Genomic DNA, 16,652 nt, shown 5'->3' with positions numbered 1-16,652 from the left:
TCATGAGCACCGCCACCCCCACCGTCGTCGACGCCCTCCGGGGGCGTCTCATCGTCTCCTGCCAGGCGTACCCCGGGGAGCCGATGCGCCACCCGGAGACCATGGCCCAGATCGCGAAGGCGGCGATCGCCGGCGGGGCCGCCGGCATCCGGGCCCAGGGCCTGGCCGACCTCGCCCTGATCGCGGAGCGGCTGCCGGACACCCCGCTGATCGGGTTGTGGAAGGTCGGCACCGAGGGCGTCTTCATCACGCCCACGCTGCGGCATGCCCGCGCCGTGCGCGACGCCGGCGCCGGCATCGTCGCCGTCGACGGCACCCGCCGCCCCCGGCCGGACGGGCTGACCCTGGCCCGCACCGTCGCCGCCCTGCACGGCGAGTCCACCGGCGACGATGCCCCGCCGGTGCTCGTGATGGCGGACTGCGGCAGCCTCGACGACGCCCTCGCCGCCGCCGACGCCGGGGCGGACCTGATCGGCACCACGCTGGCCGGCTACACCGGCGACCGGCCGGGCACCGACGGACCGGACCTCGAGCTGATCGCGCTCATCGCCGCCCGCCTGCCCGGTGTGCCCCTGGTCGCGGAGGGCCGGATCCACACCCCGGCCCAGGCGGCCGCCGCGCGCGAGGCCGGGGCCGACACCGTCGTCGTCGGCACCGCCATCACGCACCCGACGACGATCACCGGCTGGTTCGCCGCCGCGCTCTGACCCCCACCACCGACCCCGAGGCAGGCCATGGACGTCATCATCACCACCGAGAACGAGAATCCCGGGCGCATCGCGGCCGACGCGATCGGCCGGCTCGTGGAGCGGCGGCCCGACGCCGTCCTCGGGCTCGCCACGGGCTCCAGCCCGCTGAGCATCTACGCCGAGCTGGCCGAGCGGGTCGCCGCCGGGACGCTCAGCCTGGCCCGGGTCCGCGGCTTCATGCTCGACGAGTACGTCGGCCTGCCGGCCGACCACCCCGAGCGGTACCGCACCGTCATCGAGCGCGACCTCGTCTCCCGCACCGATCTGGACCCGGCGCTCGTGCAGGGCCCGGACGGGCTGGCCGCGGACATCCCCGCCGCGTGCGCCGCCTACGAGGACGCCATCCGCGACGCCGGCGGCGTCGACCTGCAGATCCTCGGCATCGGTGTGGACGGGCACATCGGCTTCAACGAACCCGGGTCGTCCCTGGGCTCGCGCACCAGGATCAAGACCCTGACCCGGCAGACCCGGCAGGACAACGCCCGCTTCTTCGACGGCGACGCCGACGCCGTGCCGGCGCACTGCCTCACCCAGGGCATCGCCACCATCATGGAGGCCCGCCGGATCGTGCTGGTCGCGGTGGGCCAGGCGAAGGCCGAGGCGGTGCACCAGCTGGTCGAGGGTTCGATCTCCGCCATGTGGCCCGCTACCATCCTGCAGATGCACCCCGCCGTGACCGTCGTCCTCGACGCCGCCTCCGCCTCGCGCCTGCAACTGGCCGAGTACTACCGGCAGACCCGCGCCGGTCGTCCCGCCTGGCAGCAGTGACGACGCCACCCCCGGGCGATTCCGTCGTCCTCGCCGCCGCCCGCGTCGTCACCGACGCGGGCGTCCTCGCGCCCGGGTGGGTGCGGGTGGAGGAGGGGCTGATCGCCGGGGTCGGCGAGGGCACGGCACCACGCGCGGCGACCGGTGCGGACGCCGTCGACCTCGGCGACGCGACCCTGGCCCCCGGCTTCGTCGACCTGCACCAGCACGGGGGCGGCGGGGCCGCCTACACCGACGGGCCCGACGCCGCCCGCACGGCGATCGCCGCGCACCGCCGGTGCGGCACCACGTCGATGGTGGCCAGCCTCGTCGCGGACACCGTGGACCGGCTCGAGGCCCAGGTGCGTGCCCTCGCCCCGCTGGTCGAGACCGGGGACCTGCTCGGCGTGCACCTGGAGGGCCCATGGCTCTCCCCCGCTCACCGCGGCGCCCACGATCCGGCCCGGCTGATCGCCCCGACGGCGGACGACGTGCGGCGCCTGCTCGCCGCCGCGCCGGGGACGGTGCGGATGGCCACGATCGCGCCGGAGCTGGACGGGGCGCTCGACGCCGTCGCCGCCCTGTCCGCTGCGGGCGTGCTGGCCGCCGTCGGGCACACGGACGCCACCCTGGATCAGGGCCGCGCCGCGGTCGCCGCCGGCGCCCGGGTCGGCACCCATCTGTTCAACGCCGAGCGCCCGCTGCACCACCGGGAGCCGGGGGTGATCCTCGCACTGCTGGAGGCGCCCGAGGTGGTGGTCGAGCTGATCGCCGACGGGGTGCACGTGCACCCGGCGATGGTGCGCCACGCGGCGGCCTCGGCGGCCGGTGGCTTCGCGCTGGTCACCGACGCGATGGCGGCGGCTGGCGCCCCGGACGGCGCCTACCGGCTGGGCCCGCTCCAGGTCGAGGTGGCCGGCGGGGTCGCCCGCGTCGCGGGCACGGACACGATCGCCGGCAGCACCCTCACCCTGGACCGGGCGGTGGCGTTCGCGGTCCGGGAGGCGGGTCTGGCCGTGGACACGGCGATCCGCGCTGCCTCGACGACGCCGGCGGACGTGCTCGGCCGCACCGACATCGGCCGGCTCGCGCCCGGTGCCCGCGCCGACGCCGTCGTGCTGGACGCGGCCCTCACCGTCACGCGGGTGATGCGCGCGGGCGCCTGGGTCTGAGCCCGGTCACCCGACCGCGGGGGCAGGATCGCGTCAGGGCAGGATCGCGTCCACGTACCCGCCGTCGACCCGCACCGCGCCGCCCGTCGTCGCGGAGGCGAACGGGGAGGCGAGGTAGACGACGAGGTTGGCGATCTCCTCGGGCTCGATCAGCCGCTGCAGCAGGGACTGCGGCCGGTGCTCGCGCATGAAGGTGCGCTGCGCCTCGTCCCACGGCGCCTCGTCGCCGACGAGGGAGCGCACGAAGTCCTCCACCCCGCCGGTGTGGGTCGGTCCGGCGATCACGGAGTTGACGGTGACCCCGGTGCCCGCGGCCTCCTTGGCGAAGCCCCGCGAGACCGCGAGCAGCGCCGTCTTGGTCGTGCCGTAGTGGATCATCTCGGCGGGAATGACGACGGCGGAGTCGCTCGCGACGTTCTGCACCCGTCCCCAGCCCCGCTCGGTCATGCCGGGCAGATAGGCGCGGATCAGCCGGACCGCGCTGAGCACGTTGACGTCGAAGTAGCGGCGCCACTGCTCGTCGGAGATCTGCAGGGCCGGCACGGCCTCGAAGATGCCGAGATTGTTGATCAGGATGTCCACGGCGGGCAGCGTGTCCACCAGGCCCGCGGCCTCGTGCTCGTCCGCGAGGTCGGCGGCGACACCGATCAGGTCCGGCGCCCGGTCCGGTCCCAGCTCCGCGGCGAGATCGGTGGTGAGGGCGGCGACGGCCCGGTCGACGGAGCCCTCGCTGCGGCCGTTGATCGCGACGGTCGCGCCGGCGGCGGCGAGCCCGCGGGCGATGGCGTAGCCGATGCCCTGGGTGGAGCCGGTGACGAGGGCGGTCCGCCCGGTCAGATCGATGTGCACGGTGCCTCCTGCTGGTCGGGTGCTGCCTTCGCGCTCCCTCGGGCAACCACCGACGGTGCCGCGGTGTTCCCGTCCGCAGCACCGTCCCGGACCCAGGCGAGGATGCCGCCCTCGAGGTGGCGCACGTTCCGGTGGCCGGCCGCGATGAGGTGACGGGCGACCACGGCGGACCGGGTCCCGCCCTGGCAGTGCAGCACCACTGGCCGCCCCGGATCCACGCGCACCCGGTCCGAGAGCAGCTCCTCCATCGGCACCAGCCGCGCCCCGTCGATGGCGACGACGGCGGCCTCGTGTGCCTCCCGGACGTCGATCAGGTCGACGTCGGCGCGGCCGGCCGCCCGGTCGGCCAGCAGCGCGGCGAGGTCGGTGGCGGTGATGACGGGCGCCGCCGGCCCGTCGCCGGACTCGGCTGACCCGGCCGTCAGCGTGGTGACCGGTGCCCGGCCCGGGTCGGCCGCCAGCGGCAGTTCCCGCCAGACCGAACCCAGTGCGTCCAGGACCAGCACCCGGCCGAGCAGCGTGGTGCCGGCCCCGGTGACGAGCTTGATCGCCTCGGTCGCCATCATCGACCCGATGGCCGCGCACAGCGCGCCGAACACCCCGGCCGTCGCGCAGTCCGGCACCGAGCCCGGCGCGGGCGGCACCGGGAACAGGTCACGGTAGGTCGGCCCGTGCCGGCCCCAGAACACGGCGACCTGCCCGTCGAACCGGAGCAGGGATCCCCACACGACCGGCAGCCCCGCCAGTTCAGCGGCGTCGCTGACCAGGTAGCGGGTGGCGAAGTTGTCCGCCCCGTCGACCACCAGGTCGTACCCGGCGAGCAGGGCGGCCGCGGTGTCGGCGGTGAGCCGGCGGCGGTGCGCCACGACGGTGACCAGCGGGTTCAGCGCGGTGATCGCGTCGACCGCCGAGTCGACCTTGGCCCGACCCACGTCGGGCACCCGGTGGATCACCTGCCGCTGCAGATTCGACGTGTCGACCACGTCGTCGTCCACGACCCCGATCGTGCCGACCCCGGCGGCGGCCAGGTACAGCAGCACGGGGGAACCGAGACCACCGGCGCCGACGACGAGCACCCGGGCGTTCTTCAGCCGCCGCTGCCCCTCGACGCCGATGCCGGGCAGGATCAGCTGCCGGGCGTAGCGCTCGCGCTCCTCGACGGTCAGCGGCTCCCCGGCCTCGACCAGCGGGGGCAGCGGCGTTGGGGTCGTCACCGGGGCAGCCCGTCGGCCAGGCGCTGCAGCACCCGGGCGCCGAGCGCGGTGTAGACGGGGATGTGACCGGGCACGATGTACTCGTCCCGGGAGTGCGGGCCCGCGCCGACGGCGCCGAGCCCGCAGATCACGGGCACCCCGATGCCGGCGATGAAGTTGGCGTCCGAACCGCCGCCGACGCTGACGTGGTCCAGGTCGAGCCCGAGGTCGGCACCGGCGGCGACGACGACGTCGAGCAGGGGTCGCATCGTGTCGTCCAGCGCCATCACCGGCCGGTTCCAGCGGTGGTCCACGCGCAGGGTCACCCGCGGGTCGGACGGCGTGATGGCGTCGAACGCGGCGTCCACGCGGGCCTTCTCGGCCTCGTCGCTGACCCGGATGTCGATCCGCGCCCACGCACGCCCGGCGGCGACGTTGGTGCCGGTGCCGCCGCTGATCAGCCCGACGTTGACGGAGGTGCCGGCGGCGAGGTCGGCGATCGTCGTGGCCGCGGTGATCGCCTCCGCGAGGGCGTGGATGGCGCTGGCCCCGGCGGTCGGATCCAGCCCCGCGTGCGCCTCCACGCCGGTGACGTGGAACTCGAACAGGCCGATGCCCTTCCGCCCGGTCTTGACCGCCCCGCCGAGCGTCGGCTCGAAGACGAGCGCGGCGTCGACCTCACGGGCCGCGTCCTCGATGGCGGGCCGGGAGCTGAGCGAGCCGACCTCCTCGTCGCCGTTGAACAGGAAGGTGACCGTGGGCAGCCGGCCGCCGTCCTGGTTCTCGCGCAGCAACGTCAACGCCCACAGGCTCTGCACCAGGCCGGTCTTCATGTCGAAGATCCCCGGACCGGTGAGCACCTCGGTGCCGTCCCGCACGTCGGCCCGCACCGGCCACTCCGCGAGGGTGCCGGTCGGCCACACCGTGTCGTAGTGCCCGACGACGAGCACGCGCCCCGCGCCCGTCCCGCGCCAGGTCAGCAGCAGGGTGTCGCCGCGTTCCCCGCCGTCGAGGATGTCCTCGCGGTCCGGCGGTCCCAGCAGTCGCACCGCGAGGGTCTGCACGTGCCGGCGGCATGCGTCGAGCGCGGCCCGGTCGTAGCTGTGACTCTCGACGCCCACCAGGTCCACGACGTCGATGAGGATCTCTTCCTCCGCGGCCCGAGCCGCGGCGATCAGGCCGCTCATCCGGTCATGCTGTCACACCGCGCCGGCCCTCGGTCAGCTCTTCTCCCGCGCCTTCGCCGTCGCACGGTCGTTGGCCTTGCCGATCGCCTCGACGAGTTCGTCCTTCGTCATCGACGATCGACCGGCGACGTCCAGGCGCTTCGCCACGTCCATCAGGTGGTCCTTGGTCGCGTTGGCGTCGACGCCGCCGGCCGTCGTTCCCGGCGACCCGACGGTGCCCGCGGCCTTTTCATCCGACGGACCGGACTCGGCCTTCTTCTCCCAGTGATCCCCGACCTTCTCGTACTGGTGCTTGAGCGCCGCGAAGGCGGTTCGATGCGCGCGCTCCCCCTCGCCGTAGCTGTCGACCGCGGAGTCGTGGGCAGCGGACCATACCTCCTGCGCGTGCTTCGGCGATCGGGCGATGGTCGAGGGCATCTCTTCCCGTGCGGGCACGACGGCCTCCTGGCGCTGGTCGAGGGTGGATCGTCGACGGCGTGCCGACGCCCTCATCTTCTCGGCGCGTCCGGTGCCGGGCAAGCCCGCCGATGTGTTCCTCGCCTCGTGCGCTGTCTTTTCGCGCCCCGACCGGGTAGCGTCGTGGTCAGTGACGGGCGTTCTTCCCGTCGCCCCGGCGCAGTCCGGTGGCGCGCATCGCGCGAGACCACGGCTGCCGACGAGCGGAACTCCATCTCCTCAGCAACGCTTCCCGCCCTCGGGCGGACGGGTGCCGCGTCCCGAGCGGCCGGCACCGCGACACGTCCCGCACCCCTCCCCCAGCACTACACGGCGGTGGCTGCTGCCGTCCGGTCGGGCGGTCTCCTGGAACGCACCCGCGGTTTCTACCTCATCGTCGCCGTCGTCCTCGGCGTGGCCCTGGCCGGCGCGGTCGCAGGTTTCGTCCTGCTGGGGGAGAGCTGGTTCCAGCTGCTGATCGCGGCGGCGCTGGGCCTGATCTTCACGCAGATCGCCTTCGTCGCTCATGAAGCCTCTCACCGGCAGGTGCTCGGCTCCGGTCCCGCGAACGACCGGCTCGGCCGGGTGCTCGCGACCGTCGGCGTCGGCATGAGCTACGCCTGGTGGATGACCAAGCACACCCGGCACCACGCGAATCCGAACCGCGTCGGCAAGGACCCCGACATCGAGGTGGACACGATCTCCTTCCTGCCGCAGGACGCGGCCAAGCGCCGGGGATTGATGGGCCGGTTGACCCGGGTGCAGGGGTACCTGTTCTTCCCGCTGCTCACGCTCGAGGGACTGAACCTGCACTACCGCTCGTTCGCCGCGCTCGCCTCCCGGGACGCCGTCAAGGGCCGGTGGATCGAGATCGGGTCCATCATCGCCCGCTTCGCCCTCTATCTCGGGGTGCTCTTCGCCCTCCTGCCGCTGGGCATGGCGTTCGCCTTCCTCGGCGTGCAGCTGGCCGTGTTCGGCGTCTACATGGGGGCCTCGTTCGCCCCGAACCACAAGGGCATGCCCGTCGTGCCCCGCGACCTCAAGCTGGACTTCTTCAGCAAGCAGGTGCGCACGTCCCGCAACATCTCCGGCGGCTGGTGGGCGTCGGCGCTGATGGGCGGCCTGAACTACCAGGTCGAGCACCACCTGTTCCCGAACATGCCGCGCCCCCACCTGGCCGCGGCTCGGCGCATCGTTCGCGCCTACTGCACCACCGCCCAGGTCCCCTACACGGAGACCTCCCTGTTCCGGTCCTACGGGATCGTCATCGCCCACCTGAACCGGGTGGGCCTGGCGGCCCGGGACCCGTTCGAGTGCCCGGTCATCGCCCAACTGCGGCGAGCCTGAGCACACCCCCGATGTCCTCGCCTCCGGCGAGGTCAGGTCGCCCTCGTGGTGGCCAGCAACAAAGGAAAAAGGAAAACAGCATCATGGCAACTGGCACCGTCAAGTGGTTCAACTCCGAAAAGGGCTTCGGCTTCATCGCTCCGGACGACGGCTCCGCCGACGTCTTCGCGCACTTCAGCGCGATCGCGGGCGACGGCTACCGCAACCTCGAGGAGAACCAGAAGGTCGAGTTCGAGACGACGCGCGGCGCGAAGGGCCTCCAGGCCGAGAACATCCGCGCTCTCTGAGCTCTCACCGCACTCGCGAGCCGCCCCCGGGATTCCCGGGGGCGGCTCGTTCGCGTTCGCCCTGGGCCGCGCCGCGTCACCGTATCGACCGGCCCCCTCCCGCATGGCAAGATGCAGGAGTCCCATGAAGCAGAAGTTCTTCCGCGCCCCCGGGCGCGACACCGATCGCGCGGGCCTGGACCTCAACGCCGTCGAGGCGACCCTGGTCGAGGCTCCGGCCGAGCGACGGCGGACGCGTGTGGGCGCCTGGCTCGGCGCGGTGCTCGCCGTCGGTCTCGGGGTCGGCGCCCTGACCGCCCCCCTCGGGGTCGCGGCCGCGGTGACGGGCGACGACATCGCCGCCTACTGGAAATCGTTGCCCTCGCAGCTGCCGCTGGAGAAGTCCCTGCCCCAGCACACCGTCCTGCTCGATGCGGACGGCAAGGAGTTCGCTCGCTTCTACAGCGAGAACCGGGTCGACGTGAAGCGCGAGGACATCTCCGCGAACTTCGTCGACGCGCTGATCGCCACCGAGGACGCCCGCTTCTACGAGCACCACGGCGCCGACCCCCTGGGCATCGTGCGCGCCGCCCTGCACAACACCGGGTCCGGCGGCCGGCAGGGCGCCTCCACCATCACGCAGCAGCTCGTGCAGAACATGCTGATCAACTCGGCGCGGGACGAGACCGAACAGCGGGTCGCCCACGGCACCACGCCGAACGACAAGATCCGCGAGATCAAGTACGCGGTCACGCTGGAGAAGGAGCTCTCCAAGGACGAGATCCTCACCCGGTACGCGAACACCGTCTACTTCGGCAACGGCGCCTACGGGGTCGAGGCGGCGGCCCGCACCTACTTCAGCACGAGCGCGAAGAATCTGACCGTGCCGCAGGCGGCCACCCTGGTGGGGCTGCTGCGCGGGCCGACGGTGTACGACCCGTTCACCCATCCCGACAGTGCCCGGGCCCGGCGCGACGTCGTGCTCGGGCGGATGCACGCGGTCGGCGCGCTGGACGCCGGTCGGCTCGCGACGGCCGTCGCGGCTCCCCTCGCCGTCGCCCGCGGGTCGCTGCCCAACGGGTGCGGCACCTCGACCTACCCGTGGTACTGCTCGCTGGTGCGGCAGGAGATCCTCACCGACCCGGCCTTCGGGGCGACCGCCGAGGAACGGGAGGACCGGCTCTCCCGCGGCGGCATGACCCTGACCACCGCCCTGGACCGCAAGGCGATGACGTCGGCGAACACCGCGGTGCACCGCGCCCTGGAGGACACCAACCGCGGTGCCCTCGGCCTCGCCGTCGTCACCCCCGGCACCGGCAAGGTCACCGCCGTCGCCCAGAACCGCGGCTGGGGCTCCGGGCCGGGCCGGACGGAGATCACCTACGCCACCAGCACCTTCCAGCCCGGCTCGACGATGAAGCCGATCACGCTGGCGACCGCACTCGAGCAGGGCATCCCGGCCACCACCCGGCTGCACGCCATGCCGTTCTACACGCCGGCGGCCCTCGCCGCGCCGGAGGGCGGCTACTCCAACTACGGGCTGCAGGACTTCGGCTGGGTCGACGCGCGTGGCGCGATCAAGGTCTCGTCGAACACCTACTTCATCCAGCTGATCGAGAAGACCGGGGTGCTGCCCGTCGCCGACATGGCGGCTCGGCTCGGCATCACCTCCCTGCCCCGGACCGGGCCGCGGGCGATGACGGGCAACGAGGCCTATCTGACGCTGGGCGCATACGAGGTCTCCCCGGTGCAGATGGCCAACGCGTACGCGACCTTCGTGGCCGGGGGAACCGAGTGCCGCCCGCACACGATCGTCGCCGCGACCCGCTCGGACACCGGTGCGACGCTGCCGGTGCCCGACGCCGACTGCCACCAGGCCATCGCCCCCGCCGTCGCGAACACGGTCGGGGACGCCCTCAAGCAGACCTTCAGCCCGGGCGGGACGATCGGGCCGTATGGCGCGCTGGACGGCCGGGAGTCCGGCGCCAAGACCGGCACGACGAACGACTACCAGGCCAACTGGATCGTCGGAGTGACGCCTCAGGCCTCGACGGCGGTGTGGCTCGGGGACCCGCGCGGCGGGGCGGCGCACCCGCTCACCGAGCTGACCGCCTATGGCCGCCAGTTCACCGACCTCACCGGCGCCGAGGTCGCCGCCCCGGTGTGGAAGGAGACGATGACCGGCCTGCTCAAGGGCGTCAAGCCGGTGCCCATGCCGCGGGCGGACGACGCCGCCACCTCCTCGTCGACCACACGGTACGTGCCCGACGTGCGGGGACTGTCCGTCGAGGCCGCCATGAGCCAGCTGCTGGCGAACGACCTGGACCCGGTGATCGAGAAGCAGACCGCCCCGGCGCGGCCGCCGATCGGGCCCGGCATCGTCACGGCGCAGACGCCCGCCGCGGGCGCCGTCACCGGCCATCGCCAGCAGATCCGGCTGACCCTCTCGGCGGGCAGCGACACCAGCCTCCGGCCACCGGAGCGGGACCGGTGAGCCGCATGCTGATCTCCCAGCGGGTCAGGGACGACCCGCGCCGCACCGTGCTGGTGGCCACCGCCGTCCTGGTGGCCATCGGCCTGATCGGCTCCGCCCTGGTGGCCCTGGCCGGCCTCCTCGTCTCCCCGCCGTCGGCACCGCCGGCGGTCGCCGCGACGACGCCCGCCCCGACGGCGCGCACGGCCACCTGGACGGACACCCCGGCCGACCAGGTACTCACGGCCACGCTCTCCGCCCCGTCCGGGGGCTGGGCCCGCAGCGGTGAGCTCGGCCACGGCGCCGGCGCTCCCGCACCCTACTCGTGCCCCGCGGAGGGCACCTCGCCGGCGGTCTCGCTCAGCGCCGCCTACACCGTCGACGGCGCCCCCGTGAGCGTGACGGCGCAGGCGTTCACCGCGGGACAGGGCGCGAAGGTCCAGGACACGCTGGCGGCCGCCGCCGGCAGCTGCGCCGGCGGCGCGGCCGTGCAGGAACTCGGGGACACCGGACCCGGCGAGAGCCCCCGCCTGGCCACGGCCTCCCGCTCCGGGGTGGACAGCGCCGTCCTCTCGTGGCGTCGCGGGGACGTGCTGGTGTTCCTCGCCGGCACCCCCACCCAGGACCTGCCGCGATACGCCCGCGACCTCGACGGGGTCCTCGGCCCGCGTCTCGGGCCGGTCTGCGCCGACCAGGACGCCACGACGGCGGACGCCGCACGGTCGCCCTATCGACCGGGCTATTTGCCGTACACCGTCGCCAGCACCGTGCGGATCCCCGCCGTGGCCACGCCGAGCCCGGGCACCGGGACGAGCCGCTCCCTGCCGGCGCCGAACCTCATCGACCGTTCGGCGGCGCCCTCGGGCCCGCGCGACTACCCCGTGTGGCCCCCGATGCCCGCGCCGGTGGCCGAGCCGGCCCCGCCCCAGGCGCCCTCCGCGTCACCGCCGACCTCGGCGGAGGTGCGAGTCCCGGCCGCGGACACCACCGGCCCGGGTTGCGGTTGGGCGTTCACCGGCATGAAGGCCCCGGCCGCGGACGCCGCCGGCCTCGCGGCCGCCCGCACCCGCGCGGAGAACGCCGGCCGCGCCCGGCTGCAGGCCGCCTCCCGTGCGTGGCAGACCGAGGTCACCCGGTACTGGACGGACTACGCCGCCTACGAGAAGGCGGTTCCCGGCTACCTCGCGTACCGGAACGCGGTGGACTCGGTCAACGCCGCCTGGGCCGCGATCGACGGGCAGTGGGCGCGGTACCGCACCGACCTCGCCGCCTACGAGGGCGCGGTGGCCGCGCGGGCCGACTTCCTCGCGCGCAAGGCGAAGGCCGCGTCCGACTACGCGGCCGAGGTGAAGCGATGCGAGGCGCCCCAACCGAAGCCGTCGCCGTCGCCGTCGAAGAAGCCGTCGCCGTCGCCCTCGCCGTCTCCGTCTCCGTCGAAGAAGGCCTCGCCGGCGCCCAAGCCGTCCCCGACGAAGAAGGCGGACGGTGCGGTGTTCCGACCGGACGACACGTCCCTCGTGATCGCCACCGTGATGAACGTCCCGCTGGCTCGCGAGGGCTGCCCCGCCGACCGGCCCGACATCCTCGACCAGGATCCGCCGGCGATCCCGTCCGCGCCGACGCCCCCGGCCGACCCCCGGCCCGTCGGCGCCCGCTGAGTCGACCGCTTGACGCCGTCCTGAGCGAGACCTAATCTACAACCAAATGGTTGTAGCAACGGGGTCCGACGAGGACGTGGACCGACTGTTCCACGCACTGGCCGACGCGACGCGTCGCGACATCGTCCGGCGTTCCCGCCGAGGCGAGCTGTCCGTGTCGCAGCTGGCGCGGCTGTACCCGATGAGCTTCGCCGCGGTGCAGAAGCACGTCGCCGTGCTGGAACGGGCCGGCCTGGTGGCCAAGGAGCGCCGGGGACGGGAGCAGCTCGTGCGATCGGATCCCGATGCCGTGGCCCGAGCCCACCACGCCCTCGACGACCTCGCCGCCACCTGGCGGGGCCGGATCGACCGGATGGCCGATCTGCTCGCCGATCCCGACGACGAACTCCGCCCCGACGGCCCCGCCAGCAGTGCTTCTCCACCACCCAGCACACCGGAAGGACAGGAACGATGAGCGTCACCAGCATCGACAAGGACCTCGAGCACCTCACCCTGACCCTGATCGCCGACTTCGACTCGCCCGTCGACCGGGTGTGGCAGCTGTGGGCAGACCCACGGCAGCTCGAGCGGTGGTGGGGGCCGCCGACGTACCCGGCGACGTTCGAGCAGCACGACCTCACGGAGGGCGGGACGGTCACCTACTACATGACCGGCCCGGACGGGGCGACCTACCACGGCTACTGGCGGGTGGGGGCGGTGCGGGCGCCGTCCAGCCTGGCCTTCACCGACGGGTTCGCCGACGAGAACGGCCGCCCGAACGACGACATGCCGCTCAGCGACACCCGGATGGAACTCGTCGAGCGCGGCGGCGGCACCCGGATGACGCTGACCACCCGCTTCGAGGACCGCGCCCAGATGGACCAGCTGATCGCGATGGGCATGGATGAGGGTCTGCGGGAGGCCGTCGGCCAGATGGACGGCCTGCTGGTCGCCGCCTGAGATCTGTCCGGTTCTGATCTCCGCGGTTCTGATCTGCCCGGTTCAGACGGCCAGACCGACCACGACGGCGATCGCCGCGAGCAACGGCACCGTCCCCTGCTTCAGCGCGGCCGCGCGGTGCTGCGGCGAGGACAGCAACAGCACGAGGGCGGCCGCCGTCATCGACCCGACGCCCGTGAGCACCAGCGTGGTGCCCACGGGCGTCGACCCGAGCGCGATGACGAGCACCCCGAGCAGCGTCACCACGGCCAGGAACAGGTTGTAGAACCCCTGGTTGAAGGCGAGCTGCCGCGTCGTGGCCGCCTCCTCGGCCGAGGCGATGCCGAACGTCGCCCGCGCCCGCTCCCCCGTCCAGGCCAGCGACTCGAGCACGAAGATGTAGACGTGGAGCAGCGCCGCGAGCACCGCGAGCACCAGACCGATGACGAGCATGCCGACCTCCGGATCCGTGGACCGTCGTCCGACGTCATTCTGCCCGGTTCCCCTTGATCGCGCGGCACGGCGGTGGGAAGACTGACGCATGACCGATTCCCAGCCGCCGGTTCCCCAGCCCCGGGGCGCCCACCTGGTCGGCAGCATCACCCTGCCGGACGCGGAGTCCACCTTCCGGGCGGCCGCCGAGTATCTCGGCGACCGGCTGCGGCGGATCCCCGACGGCGAGGTGGGCGACCGGTTCCACTGGATCGCCTTCCAGCCCGATCGGCTGGGAAGCGCCGAGGGTCTGGAACGGGTCGGCGACGAACCGGTGCGCGTCAAGCACCTGGACGTCCGGCCGCTGCGCATCGCCGACGGCGTCGACCCCGCCACGCTGCTCCTGCCCCCGCTCGGCTACGCCGAGGCCGCGCTCGACTCGTGGGGCGTGTTCCGGCGCCTGCGGGACGACGGCGTGATCCCCGCCGGGACGCGCTTCCAGGTCTCGCTGCCGACGCCGGCCGCCGTCGTCGGGGCGTTCGTCGTGCCGGCGGACCGCGCGGCGTTCGAGCCGGTGTACGAGCGGGCGCTGGTCGGCGAGCTGGAGCAGATCCTCGCGGCGATCCCGCACGATTCGTTGGCGATCCAGTGGGACACCGCCGTGGAGTTCGGCCTGATCGAGAGCGGCGGGTACGAGGACCGTTACGGCGGCGCGTTCCGCTCCTGGTTCGGGGAGGTGTGGGCCGGGGTGATCGAACGGGCCGTGCGGCAGGCCTCGCTGGTTCCCGAGGACGTCGAGCTCGGCTACCACCTCTGCTACGGGGACGCCGGGGAGAAGCACTTCGTCGAGCCCACCGACACGGCCCACCTCGCCCGCTTCGCCACCGAACTCCTCGCCCGGGCGCCCCGGCCCGTCACCTGGCTGCACCTGCCCGTGCCGATCGAGCGGGACGACGAGGCGTACACCGCTCCGCTGGCGGACCTGCGGCTACCGGCGGGCACCGAGCTGTACCTCGGGCTCGTGCACCGGGAGGACGGCGTCGAGGGCGCCACCCGCCGGATCGCGGCGGCGCTCCGATCCGTGCCCGCGTTCGGGGTGGCCACCGAGTGCGGCATGGGCCGCGCCCCGGAGGACGCCATCGCGCCCCTGCTGGCGACCCACCGCGACGTCACCGCGGCCTGGTGAACGCCATGCCAGCGACTCTGCCCGGCGGGGCGTTCACCCTCGGCGACCTCACCGTCTCCCGGATGGGCTACGGGGCGATGCAGCTGGCCGGCCCCGGGGTGTCCGGACCCCCGGCGGACCGGCATGCGGCGATCGACGTGCTGCGCACCGCCGTCGAGCTCGGCATCCGGCACATCGACACGAGCGACTACTACGGCCCTCACGTGACGAACGAGCTCATCCGGGAGGCGCTGCACCCGTACCCTGAGGACCTGCACCTGGTCACCAAGGTGGGCGCGCGCCGCGACGAGAAGGGCGGGTGGCCCTCCGCGCTGGCGCCGGACGAGCTGCGTCAGGCGGTGCACGAGAATCTCGACCACCTCGGGCTGGAGGCGATGGACGTCGTCAACCTGCGCGTCGGCGGGGTCAGCGCTCCGAGCGAGGGCTCGCTGGCCGAGCCGTTCGAGACGCTGGCGGAGCTGCGACAGCAGGGGCTGATCCGCCACCTCGGGGTCAGCAACGTCACCGCGGACCAGGTCGACGAGGCCCGTGCCATCGCGCCGGTCGTGTGCGTGCAGAACTTCTACAACCTGGCCCACCGGGACGACGACGCCCTGATCGACCGGTTGACCGAGGAGGGCATCGCCTACACGCCGTTCTTCCCGCTGGGCGGGTTCTCCCCGCTGCAGTCCCGCACGCTCGACGCCGTGGCGGAGCGGCTCGGGGCGCCGGCGATGTCCGTGGCGCTGGCGTGGCTGCTGCAGCGCGCGCCGAACATCCTGCTCATCCCGGGGACGTCGTCCATCGAGCATCTGCGGGCCAACGTCGCCGCCGCCGAGCTGGGACTCTCCGAGGAGGACCTGGTCGAGCTGGAGGGCATCGGGGGTTGACCTCGTCCCGGGACTCAGAAGTCCCGCAGATTCCTCGCCACACCGACGTCGCCGTACTCGCGGCGCAGGATCCCGCGGCGGCGCAGCACCGGGACGAGGATGCCGAACAGGGTGCCGACGACGACGCCTGACCGCTGGCGATGAGGGTGCTGTGCGGCTCCCCGAGAACACGGCTCTCCGGGAACGCTGGAGGCCCCGACCGGCTCACGTCTCGGGTCGGCGACCCGCGAGGTCACGCCGGGTCATCCGCCGTCATGTCGGGGAGGTCCGTCACGGCCGACCGGCCCTTGGCCACGCGGGCCGCCGGGGCTCGACCGGCTCAGAAGGGCTCGACCAGCTCAGAAGGGTGGGGGCTCGGGGTCGGTGAGGTAGACCCGGCCCGCGGGCGAGGTCCACCGCAGCTGGCTGCCGATCCCTCCCTCGCCACCGATTCCGTCCGGCATGCCCCGGTCGGCCGGCCCGTCCGGTACGCCCCCGTCGGCCGGCCCGTCCGGCATGCCCCCGTCGGCCGGCCCGTCCGGTGTCGCCCGGTCCGCCGCCTCCTCGTCGATCACCGTCGTGACCGACCACCCCGAATGGTGCTTGAGCACGTGGTGCTTCCGGCACAGGTGCGCCAGGTTGCCCGGCACGGTGGTGCCACCCTCGGCCCACGCGCTCACATGGTCCACGTCGCACGCCACCGCCGACCGGCGGCACCCCGGGAACCGGCAGGTCCCGTCCCGCACCACCAACGCCCGACGCAACGCCGCCGGCAACCGGTACGACAACCCCGTCGTCAACGCCACCGGCACCACCCACGCCGGCTCCTCACCCGGCCCACGTTCCCCGGTCGCGACCCCGAGCAGGCGGTCCCCCGACCCCGGCGACCACGCCCCGCGATCCGGCGGGCGAGCCGTGCCGCCGGGCGGTCGATCGGTGCCCTCAGGCGGGCGAGCCATACCGCCGGGCGGTCGATCGGTGCCCTCAGGCGGGCGAGCCATACCGCCGGGCGGTCGATCCGTGCCGCCGGGCGGCGGGTCGGTGCCGTCGGGCGGCGGGTCGCCGGGGTCGGCAACCACGGCGAGCAGGAACGACCTCGCCCGCGACGCCAGCTCACGCGCGTCGACCGCCGGAATCGGACCGAACTCCCCGAGCCAGCCCGGCTCATCGCCACCGAGCAGGGTCGCTGCCG

At 73.7% G+C, this 16,652-nt stretch carries 18 protein-coding genes; 11 read left to right on the top strand and 7 right to left on the bottom strand.

The genetic code is table 11. The annotated features are described in order from the left end of the window. Window positions 1–2 precede the first annotated feature (2 nt). The 3 genes from IEX22_RS03015 to nagA are packed head-to-tail and all read left to right on the top strand — an operon-like array spanning window position 3 to window position 2,668. Window positions 3–707, top strand: a complete 705-nt coding sequence (locus IEX22_RS03015) for an N-acetylmannosamine-6-phosphate 2-epimerase (RefSeq protein WP_188666162.1) — start codon at window positions 3–5, stop codon at window positions 705–707. Between the two features lie 27 nt (window positions 708–734). Beyond that, entirely contained in the window at window positions 735–1,517 is a 783-nt protein-coding gene (gene nagB / locus IEX22_RS03010; protein WP_188666160.1) for a glucosamine-6-phosphate deaminase, read from the top strand. Beyond that, window positions 1,514–2,668 (top strand): N-acetylglucosamine-6-phosphate deacetylase, encoded by a 1,155-nt coding sequence (gene nagA, locus IEX22_RS03005; RefSeq protein WP_188666158.1) that lies wholly within the window; start codon window positions 1,514–1,516, stop codon window positions 2,666–2,668. The genes nagB and nagA overlap by 4 nt, the downstream gene beginning before the upstream one ends. A gap of 33 nt (window positions 2,669–2,701) precedes the next feature. Here nagA and IEX22_RS03000 read toward each other — a convergent pair whose 3' ends face one another. From IEX22_RS03000 to IEX22_RS02985, 4 genes are read right to left on the bottom strand one after another with little or no spacing between them, the layout of a single operon-like run. Continuing rightward, on the bottom strand, window positions 2,702–3,517 hold the full coding sequence (locus IEX22_RS03000; protein ID WP_188666156.1) for an SDR family NAD(P)-dependent oxidoreductase: 816 nt from the start codon (window positions 3,515–3,517) through the stop codon (window positions 2,702–2,704). Then, window positions 3,502–4,731 carry a molybdopterin-synthase adenylyltransferase MoeB gene (moeB, locus tag IEX22_RS02995; protein ID WP_188666154.1) on the bottom strand — a complete coding sequence of 410 codons (1,230 nt, stop codon included), beginning with the start codon at window positions 4,729–4,731 and terminating at the stop codon, window positions 3,502–3,504. Before moeB ends, IEX22_RS03000 begins: the two co-directional genes overlap by 16 nt. Then, window positions 4,728–5,897 (bottom strand): M20 family metallopeptidase, encoded by a 1,170-nt coding sequence (locus IEX22_RS02990; RefSeq protein WP_188666152.1) that lies wholly within the window; start codon window positions 5,895–5,897, stop codon window positions 4,728–4,730. The genes moeB and IEX22_RS02990 overlap by 4 nt, the downstream gene beginning before the upstream one ends. A gap of 33 nt (window positions 5,898–5,930) precedes the next feature. Next, window positions 5,931–6,332, bottom strand: coding sequence for a ChaB family protein (locus IEX22_RS02985; protein ID WP_188666150.1), 402 nt, complete (start codon window positions 6,330–6,332; stop codon window positions 5,931–5,933). Window positions 6,333–6,566: 234 nt separating this feature from the next. Here IEX22_RS02985 and IEX22_RS02980 point away from each other — a divergent pair, with 234 nt between their 5' ends. The 6 genes from IEX22_RS02980 to IEX22_RS02955 all read left to right on the top strand — a co-directional run bounded on the left by IEX22_RS02980 (window position 6,567) and on the right by IEX22_RS02955 (window position 13,015). Next, complete coding sequence (locus tag IEX22_RS02980; RefSeq protein ID WP_229659756.1) at window positions 6,567–7,679, top strand: fatty acid desaturase family protein; 1,113 nt, start codon at window positions 6,567–6,569, stop codon at window positions 7,677–7,679. An 83-nt stretch (window positions 7,680–7,762) separates the two neighbouring features. Continuing rightward, a complete protein-coding gene (locus IEX22_RS02975; RefSeq protein ID WP_188666146.1) occupies window positions 7,763–7,966 on the top strand; it encodes a cold-shock protein in 204 nt (67 codons plus the stop codon). Window positions 7,967–8,090: 124 nt separating this feature from the next. Next, window positions 8,091–10,439, top strand: a complete 2,349-nt coding sequence (locus IEX22_RS02970; protein ID WP_229659732.1) for a transglycosylase domain-containing protein — start codon at window positions 8,091–8,093, stop codon at window positions 10,437–10,439. After that, complete coding sequence (locus tag IEX22_RS02965; RefSeq protein WP_188666143.1) at window positions 10,436–12,076, top strand: hypothetical protein; 1,641 nt, start codon at window positions 10,436–10,438, stop codon at window positions 12,074–12,076. The genes IEX22_RS02970 and IEX22_RS02965 overlap by 4 nt, the downstream gene beginning before the upstream one ends. Window positions 12,077–12,122: 46 nt before the next feature. Continuing rightward, window positions 12,123–12,530: an ArsR/SmtB family transcription factor gene (locus IEX22_RS02960; RefSeq protein ID WP_188666141.1), complete on the top strand. Its 408-nt coding sequence runs from the start codon at window positions 12,123–12,125 to the stop codon at window positions 12,528–12,530. Further along, window positions 12,527–13,015: an SRPBCC family protein gene (locus IEX22_RS02955; RefSeq protein ID WP_188666140.1), complete on the top strand. Its 489-nt coding sequence runs from the start codon at window positions 12,527–12,529 to the stop codon at window positions 13,013–13,015. The genes IEX22_RS02960 and IEX22_RS02955 overlap by 4 nt, the downstream gene beginning before the upstream one ends. Before the next feature lie 42 nt (window positions 13,016–13,057). On the opposite strand, the gene IEX22_RS02950 is transcribed toward IEX22_RS02955, so the two are convergent. Continuing rightward, entirely contained in the window at window positions 13,058–13,447 is a 390-nt protein-coding gene (locus IEX22_RS02950; protein ID WP_188666138.1) for a DUF1304 domain-containing protein, read from the bottom strand. A gap of 88 nt (window positions 13,448–13,535) precedes the next feature. Between IEX22_RS02950 and IEX22_RS02945 the strand changes: the two genes are divergently transcribed. Both IEX22_RS02945 and IEX22_RS02940 read left to right on the top strand, forming a co-directional pair. Beyond that, window positions 13,536–14,612, top strand: coding sequence for a uroporphyrinogen decarboxylase/cobalamine-independent methonine synthase family protein (locus tag IEX22_RS02945; protein WP_188666135.1), 1,077 nt, complete (start codon window positions 13,536–13,538; stop codon window positions 14,610–14,612). A 5-nt stretch (window positions 14,613–14,617) separates the two neighbouring features. Then, on the top strand, window positions 14,618–15,481 hold the full coding sequence (locus IEX22_RS02940) for an aldo/keto reductase family oxidoreductase (RefSeq protein ID WP_188666133.1): 864 nt from the start codon (window positions 14,618–14,620) through the stop codon (window positions 15,479–15,481). Window positions 15,482–15,495: 14 nt separating this feature from the next. Here the strand turns inward: IEX22_RS02940 and IEX22_RS02935 are convergent, their stop codons facing one another. Together IEX22_RS02935 and IEX22_RS15990 are read right to left on the bottom strand one after the other, a co-directional pair. Continuing rightward, window positions 15,496–15,717, bottom strand: a complete 222-nt coding sequence (locus IEX22_RS02935) for a hypothetical protein (RefSeq protein WP_188666619.1) — start codon at window positions 15,715–15,717, stop codon at window positions 15,496–15,498. Between the two features lie 102 nt (window positions 15,718–15,819). Further along, the gene (locus IEX22_RS15990) at window positions 15,820–16,419 is read right to left on the bottom strand and encodes an HNH endonuclease signature motif containing protein (protein WP_268236853.1); all 600 of its coding nucleotides are present in this window, start codon (window positions 16,417–16,419) and stop codon (window positions 15,820–15,822) included. Between the last annotated feature and the right edge of the window lie 233 nt (window positions 16,420–16,652).

Origin of the sequence: Tersicoccus solisilvae, from assembly GCF_014643255.1 — a bacterium.
GTDB lineage: Bacteria > Actinomycetota > Actinomycetes > Actinomycetales > Micrococcaceae > Tersicoccus > Tersicoccus solisilvae.
The sequence above is the reverse complement of the archived record's forward strand: the minus strand, read 5'-3'. Positions and strand labels throughout refer to the sequence as shown.

What these genes read in the sequence shown, in the direction of transcription:
- IEX22_RS02960 (WP_188666141.1), top strand. Translation starts at nt 12,123, where the DNA reads ATGGTTGTAGCAACGGGGTCCGACGAGGACGTGGACCGACTGTTCCAC.
- IEX22_RS02945 (WP_188666135.1), top strand. Translation starts at nt 13,536, where the DNA reads ATGACCGATTCCCAGCCGCCGGTTCCCCAGCCCCGGGGCGCCCACCTG.
- IEX22_RS02950 (WP_188666138.1), bottom strand. Translation starts at nt 13,447, where the DNA reads ATGCTCGTCATCGGTCTGGTGCTCGCGGTGCTCGCGGCGCTGCTCCAC.
- IEX22_RS02970 (WP_229659732.1), top strand. Translation starts at nt 8,091, where the DNA reads ATGAAGCAGAAGTTCTTCCGCGCCCCCGGGCGCGACACCGATCGCGCG.
- IEX22_RS02975 (WP_188666146.1), top strand. Translation starts at nt 7,763, where the DNA reads ATGGCAACTGGCACCGTCAAGTGGTTCAACTCCGAAAAGGGCTTCGGC.
- IEX22_RS03015 (WP_188666162.1), top strand. Translation starts at nt 3, where the DNA reads ATGAGCACCGCCACCCCCACCGTCGTCGACGCCCTCCGGGGGCGTCTC.
- IEX22_RS02955 (WP_188666140.1), top strand. Translation starts at nt 12,527, where the DNA reads ATGAGCGTCACCAGCATCGACAAGGACCTCGAGCACCTCACCCTGACC.
- nagB (WP_188666160.1), top strand. Translation starts at nt 735, where the DNA reads ATGGACGTCATCATCACCACCGAGAACGAGAATCCCGGGCGCATCGCG.
- IEX22_RS02940 (WP_188666133.1), top strand. Translation starts at nt 14,618, where the DNA reads ATGCCAGCGACTCTGCCCGGCGGGGCGTTCACCCTCGGCGACCTCACC.
- IEX22_RS02990 (WP_188666152.1), bottom strand. Translation starts at nt 5,897, where the DNA reads ATGAGCGGCCTGATCGCCGCGGCTCGGGCCGCGGAGGAAGAGATCCTC.
- IEX22_RS15990 (WP_268236853.1), bottom strand. Translation starts at nt 16,419, where the DNA reads ATGGCTCGCCCGCCTGAGGGCACCGATCGACCGCCCGGCGGCACGGCT.